7 protein-coding genes are annotated in these 6466 nt (G+C 61.8%); 4 read left to right on the forward strand and 3 right to left on the reverse strand.

What is annotated here, in order from left to right; all coding sequences use genetic code 11:
* The first annotated feature begins 226 nt into the window (after positions 1–226).
* The 3 genes from iolB to VH599_07965 all read left to right on the forward strand — a co-directional run bounded on the left by iolB (position 227) and on the right by VH599_07965 (position 3257).
* Complete coding sequence (iolB, locus tag VH599_07955) at positions 227–1060, forward strand: 5-deoxy-glucuronate isomerase (GenBank protein ID HEY7348242.1); 834 nt, start codon at positions 227–229, stop codon at positions 1058–1060.
* Between the two features lie 89 nt (positions 1061–1149).
* A complete protein-coding gene (locus VH599_07960) occupies positions 1150–1986 on the forward strand; it encodes an SDR family NAD(P)-dependent oxidoreductase (GenBank protein HEY7348243.1) in 837 nt (278 codons plus the stop codon).
* Between the two features lie 17 nt (positions 1987–2003).
* Positions 2004–3257 (forward strand): lactate racemase domain-containing protein, encoded by a 1254-nt coding sequence (locus tag VH599_07965; protein HEY7348244.1) that lies wholly within the window; start codon positions 2004–2006, stop codon positions 3255–3257.
* Between the two features lie 43 nt (positions 3258–3300).
* Here the strand turns inward: VH599_07965 and VH599_07970 are convergent, their stop codons facing one another.
* The 3 genes from VH599_07970 to VH599_07980 all read right to left on the reverse strand — a co-directional run bounded on the left by VH599_07970 (position 3301) and on the right by VH599_07980 (position 5488).
* Positions 3301–3480: a hypothetical protein gene (locus VH599_07970; protein ID HEY7348245.1), complete on the reverse strand. Its 180-nt coding sequence runs from the start codon at positions 3478–3480 to the stop codon at positions 3301–3303.
* 105 nt (positions 3481–3585) lie between these two features.
* Entirely contained in the window at positions 3586–4236 is a 651-nt protein-coding gene (locus tag VH599_07975; protein HEY7348246.1) for a phosphoribosyltransferase, read from the reverse strand.
* A 355-nt stretch (positions 4237–4591) separates the two neighbouring features.
* Positions 4592–5488 carry a class I SAM-dependent methyltransferase gene (locus VH599_07980; GenBank protein HEY7348247.1) on the reverse strand — a complete coding sequence of 299 codons (897 nt, stop codon included), beginning with the start codon at positions 5486–5488 and terminating at the stop codon, positions 4592–4594.
* 675 nt (positions 5489–6163) lie between these two features.
* On the opposite strand from VH599_07980, the gene VH599_07985 reads away from it, so the two are divergent.
* On the forward strand, positions 6164–6379 hold the full coding sequence (locus VH599_07985) for a hypothetical protein (GenBank protein ID HEY7348248.1): 216 nt from the start codon (positions 6164–6166) through the stop codon (positions 6377–6379).
* Positions 6380–6466 lie beyond the last annotated feature (87 nt).

Consider the following 6466-nt stretch of genomic DNA (forward strand, 5'->3'; position numbering starts at 1 on the left):
CGATGCGGAGAAGACGCTGGCGGCGTTCAGCGCCACGCTGCGCAATGAAGTGAATCTGGAGCAGGTGCGCGAGCAGTTGCTGGCGGTGGTGCAGGAGACGATGCAGCCCAGCCACGTCTCGCTCTGGCTGCGCCAGCCGGAGCGTGAGAAAAGTCGGCCAGTATGACCTCATTATCAGCGATTTTGCTTTATTCATAAAGAAGCATCTGAGAAAGAGGGCGGTCTCTTGAATCTGAAATATCACTATACGGCTGCGCCTGGGTATGTGCAACTGGTGACGCCCCAGACGCATCCCATCAACGACCTGGATTTTGGCATGCTGCGGCTGGAGGGCGGCCAGACCTATCAGGCCGAGAGCGCGGGCTATGAGGTTGGGCTGGTGATCCTGGCCGGGGGGTGCAGCGTTCGCGTGAGCGACCAGATGTTTGCGCATCTGGGCGGGCGCGCCAGTGTCTTTGAGGGCCGGGCGACAGGCGTCTATGTCCCCTGCCAGTCCAGCTTTGTGGTTCAGGCCGGGTCAGAAGGCGTAGAGATTGCCGTCTGTCGCTGCCCAACCCGGGAACGCTTTCCGGCGCAGGTTGTGCGGCCAGCCGATGTGATTGCCAATGAGCGCGGCGGGCCGAGCTACAAGCGATACGTGCATGACATCTTTGGCCCACAGGTGCAGGCGGCGACGATGCTCGTTGGGGAAACGTTCACGATAGCCGGGAACTGGTCCAGCTTTCCGCCCCACAAGCATGATGTGGAGGCGTTGCCGGACGAGGCGCGGCAGGAAGAACTCTATTTCTACAAGATACGGCCAGAGGAAGGCTTTGGCCTGCAATACTTCTATAGCCGGGCCGATAGTCCACGCGGTCTGCTGGATGAAGCAGCGGCTGTGCGCAACGATGACCTAACGCTGATGCCCTTTGGCTATCATCCGGTGGCCGCGCCTCCAGGCTACGATGTGTATTATCTCTGGTTTCTGGCCGGTCCCAGGCGCGTGATGCTGCCGCGCGACGACCCCGCGCATGCCTGGATCAAGGCGGCTCCCGCCGAACAGCGTTTCTACCCCCAATAACAGGGAGGACGATGCTCACCACCGGGGCAGCCTGTTAGCTGACCCTCAAGTCGTTTGGCGCGCCAGAGAGAACGTGTCATAATGACTTTATGGATGGCTCTGCATGGTTCCGACAACTTTTCTCTCTTGATGAGCAGACGGCGCTTGTCACCGGAGGCAGCGGCGTGCTGGGCAGCGCAATGGCCCGGGCGCTGGCGCTGGCGGGGGCGCGGGTGGCAATCATGGGCCGCCGCGCTGAACCATGCGCGCGCCTGGCTGAGCATATTCGCGCTGACGGAGGCCAGGCGCTTGGCATTGCCTGCGATGTGCTGGATCGCGCTGCCCTGGAGCGGGCGGCTGAGGAGATTGCCGCGGCCTTTGGCCCGGTGAATATTCTGGTGAATGCCGCCGGGGGCAATCATCCACAGGCCACGACGAACACCGAACGGCCCTTCTTTGCCCTGGAGGGCCAGATGGTGGCACAGGTTCTGGAGACTAACGTTATCGGAACATTCCAAACGTGCCAGGTGTTTGGCCGCGCTATGGCTGAACGTGGGCAGGGCTGTGTGGTGAATATTGCTTCGATGGCTGGCCTGCGCCCGCTGACCCGCGTTCCTGCGTATAGCGCGGCCAAGGCGGCGGTGGTGAACTTTACGCAGTGGCTGGCGGTCCACATGGCCCAGGAATATAGCCCGCAGGTGCGCGTGAATGCGCTCGCGCCCGGCTTCTTTCTGACAGAGCAGAATCGTTACCTGATGGTCGCTGCCGGAAGCGGCGCGCCCACGCCGCGTATGCAGACCATTCTCGCCCACACCCCAATGGGTCGGCTGGGTACGGCGGATGATCTGGTAGGCGCGCTGCTGTGGCTGGTGAGTCCGGCGTCGGCTTTTGTCACCGGCCAGGTGATTGCTGTTGATGGCGGCTTTTCGGCATTTGGCGGCATCTAGCCTGGAGGAAAAGCGTTATGGTATTCGGCACAGGCTCCCTATCTGAAGCTCTGTTGCCAGATGAGGTACAGCGCCTGATCGCCCAGGTGTGTGAGGCGCTGCCCGCCGATGGCAAGCGCGTCCTGGTGATTATCCCCGATGGCACGCGCACCGCGCCGATCCCGCTGCTGTTTCGGCTGCTCTACGCGGCGCTGGGGCCGCGAGTGGCGCGGCTGGATTATCTGATCGCGCTGGGTACGCACCAGCCGATGGCGGAGGAGGCGATTGATCGGCTGGTGGGCGTCGGCGCGGCTGAGCGAGCCGAACGCTATCCCAAAACACAGGTGTTCAATCATCGCTGGGACCAGCCCGACGCGCTGCAAACTATCGGCGTGATCTCGCGGGAAGAGGCTGCTGCCCTGACCGATGGGCTGCTGGGCGATGTCGTGCCAGTCACGTTGAACCGGCTGATCTTCGAGTATGATCAGGTGGTGCTCTGTGGGCCGGTCTTCCCGCATGAGGTGGCGGGCTTCTCCGGTGGAGCCAAGTATCTCTTTCCTGGCATTGCGGGGCCAGACATCATCAATTTCACGCATTGGTTAGGCGCGCTCGTGACGAGCATGCGCACCATCGGCGTGAAGGATACGCCTGTGCGACGAGTGATCCACCGCGCGGCGGCGTTTGTGCATCGCCCGCTGCTCTGTATCGCGCTGGTTATCCATGAGCAGGCGCTGCATGGCCTGTATATCGGCTCGTATGTGGAGGCATTTGAGGCGGCGGCTGATCTTTCGGCCCAGTTGAATATCATCACGGTCCCGCGTGCCTTCCAGCGCGTCCTGGCTCTGCCCGCGCCGCGCTACGCTGATCTCTGGACGGCGGCAAAAGCTATGTATAAGACCGAGCCAGCCATTGCCGATGGGGGTGAGGTCATTATCTACGCGCCGCACCTGCGCGAGATTTCCTATACGCATGGTGCGCTGATTGATCAGGTGGGCTATCACGTGCACGATTATTTCCTGGGGCAGTGGGATCGCTTCAAGACGGTTCCAGGGACGATCCTGGCGCACAGCACGCATGTCAAAGGGACCGGAAGGTACGATGTGGCAAGCGGAGTCGAGACGCCGCGTATTCACGTCACGCTGGCGACGAGCATCCCGGCGGATCGCTGCCGCCGGGTGAACCTGGGCTATCTCGACTATCGAGAGATTGATCCGCAGCACTGGGCTGGCCGCGAGCAGGAAGGCATCCTGCTCGTCCCCCAGGCGGGCGAGATACTCTACCGTGCTCACTAAACGATGGTTGCGATCAGCCGCGCCAGGCCATGAACAGTCGCTATTACCAGCCTCGACGCCGACCTCTGCCGAAGACGGCGGTAATCAACCACCAGATGAAGGCGATGACGATCACGATCCACAGCAGGTGAATGAGCGAGCCGAAGAGATGGCCTACTACGGACAGGAGGAGCCAGATCACAAAGATAAACAGGGCAATCCCCAAAAAGCTATGATGCCGCATCGGTGCTTTTCCTTTTCATCAAGAGTCACGCAGCCCTGAGCCGTTGACAGGGTGCTCGGTCTTCTGGTATGTATACGCGGCATGCCCTCTGGCGGTTGCATCCCATTAGGCGGCGGGGATATGCCTGGCGCGAGCCAATAAGGCGCGCACCTGCTCATCGCTTATCTGCGGGAAGTGCTGATACCAGACCCCCACGCCCAGGAAGATGTCGGGCGACAGCAGACAGACCAGTTCATCCACTTCTGTGCCTACTGCCTGGCAGACCACTGCCGCCGCCACCGGAATCGCAACGACGAGACGCGCTGGCTGCTGGGAGCGAATCACCGCAATGGCGGCGCGCATGGTTGCGCCCGTGGCAATCCCATCGTCAATGAGGATGATGACGCGGCCATGCAGCCCCGACACGGGACGATCTCCACGATAAAGCTGCTCGCGGCGCAGCAGTTCTTGCTGTTCTCTGACTGTGATGGCTTCGATCACCTGTTCGGGGATGCCGAGCGTCTGCACCACTTCCTCGTTGAGAACCCGTATCCCCCCGCTGGCAATCGCGCCCAGCGCCAGTTCTTCCTGACCGGGGACGCCCAACTTGCGCACGATCAGCACATCCAGCGGGGCCTGGAGCGCGCTGGCTACCTCATAGGCAACGGGTACGCCGCCGCGTGGCAGCCCCAGGACCAGGACATCGGCGTGCTGCGCATACGGCATCAGCCGCGCAGCCAGCTTTCTCCCTGCTTCGGCTCGATCATGAAATCGCATGGCCTGCACCTTCCTGTTCACACTCGTTGCGTCGGTATCCTCTCCCTGGGGCAGTTCATGGCCCTGCAAAGTAACGATGGCCTGCACGTCCTGTGCCCGTCATCGTATGGGCAACCGGCCTGTTCCTGGGCGAGATGCGCTATCTGAGTATCCGCAGATACTCTTGATGGTCGCGCTGAGTGCAAGGGGGGCAGCGGACCAGCCTCCTGCCCTGGGGTGAGACACTCACCTGCTCGTGGCTCTCGCAGATCGGCTGCCCACATGTGCGACACCTGCTGCTCGCTGGATTGGCGCACAGATAACACTGCTGAACGTGCCTTCCGTGCATCGGCATCGCCTGCCCTTCTTGACCGGGTTAGGGCTTCATTCCAAAACAGAACACGATTGGCATGACGATCCCCACCTGCATCAGTTCCGCTTTTGTTCGCTGATACACGGCGTCGAATTGTTCTTCAGAAAACGCGCCGCTGCGCACCAGGATCACCTTCATGTTGGCCTGGATGGAAAGAATATCCGTCGCCAGGAGGCGCTGCTCGCGCTCACGCTGCCGCCCACTGCCCAGCAGGAACTTGCGCTGTTGGACCCGGCGCGCCCCGGCGCGTTGCAAATGCTCCAGCAGGTCGTCACCCACACCCACGTATAATCCCCGCCGTTCCATCAAGCCTGCTATGGCGCGCTCGATGAGGTAATAGGATTCGCTCGACGAAACCGGCGGGCGCTCCATGTCTACCAGTTCGATGTGGCCCCCAGGTCGCAGCACCCGCATCATCTCGGAGGCCACATGCGGCCATTGCGCTTTGGGGATGAACGGGGACATCAGCCGACCATGCACGAAATCGAAGGCTCCATCCTCGAACGGGAAGGGCTTGAGCGCGTCGGCCATCTGAAAGCTAAAGTTGGTGGGGAACTGGCCGCCCGGCCCCAGGACTTCCAGCGACCGCTCCAGGGGGGTGCGGTCAATGTCAAAGCCAATCACGCGAGCGTTGGGGAACTCCAGGGCCATCTCGCGCGCCCAGATGCCGGTGCCGGTTGCCACGTCGAGGATGGCACGGGTTTGGCGGATGGGGGCGCGGTAGAGGCCACCAGCGGCAATCTTGAGCAGGTAGTGCTGAAGGTCCAGCCGGTCTCCTTCGGCCTGATCCTTGGGCAGCACGTAGGGGGTGTTGGTCAGGATGCGTCGGCCACCGAGCCAGGTCCAGCGTCGCGCTGGGAGGGGATGAGCCGGTGGTCGTCGCCAGAATAAGAGACGCATACGTCGAATCCTCCTCTGTTTCGCTTGCGTTGCCATTGGAGCCAACCTCCTTGCACAGCTATGCGTCCCTGTTCATGGCCTGAAAAAAGACGGCGATACCCAAAGACAAGACCTGCGTCTCTTCCGTCTCAGGCGTATCGCCGTCAAGATCAGCCCGGACCCCTACAGGGCAGGACAAGGTATGACTCTAGTATTAATCTGTTTGGCGGCTCCACAGTAAGCATACTGTTGTATTCAACTATAATGCGTCTGGATGGTTTTGTCAATAAAGGCGCCCCTTTGGGTTCCACCAACTATCGGGGGGGGCTACCTGTAGCGCCGCCATCCTGGCGGCCAACCACTTGTAGCGCCGCCTTCCAGGCGGCTCAACGCTGGCCTGCCGGTGCGTTGGCCTGAAGGGCGAACGCTCGCGCTGGCGAATCGTTGGCCGCCGGGATGGCGGCGCTACAGGTGGCCTGCCGGGATGGCGGCGCTACAGGTAGCCTGCCGGGATGATGACCCTGGCAAGGTCTACGACACCCTCGATGGCTTCTTTCGCTCGCTTGGACTCAGCCAGGAAGCGATTGACCGGGTGAATAGCCAGCCTGCTCAAACGACCCTCTTGACAAAGTAGAACTTCTGTTCTACTCTTGCAAATGGACGCTGCTGCTGGGGGCGCGGCGTCTGCGTCGTGCTGTGGCGGCGCTGCGCGAGCAGGGCCTGCTCTCGCGCACCCAGATTCGTGACCTTGGGGGGCGGCGTGTGCGGGGCGAAGAGATTACCCGCGCGCTGGAACCCCTGGCGCGCCAGGGCAAGATCGCGTGTGAACTGCGCAAGGCTGGCTCGCTGGGTGGGCGCCCCCAGGAAGTGTGGCGGTTTCAGCAAGATGATCCGCAGTTAGTTCGCAGTTAGTTCGCCCTGGCCTGGACGCCTCCGGGTCAGGCGCAGACTGGGGCGGGGAGGTTAGTTCGCTTTTTTCGCTTTTTTCTCCGCCTCCGC

The organism is Ktedonobacterales bacterium, assembly GCA_036557285.1.
Lineage (GTDB): Bacteria > Chloroflexota > Ktedonobacteria > Ktedonobacterales > DATBGS01 > DATBHW01.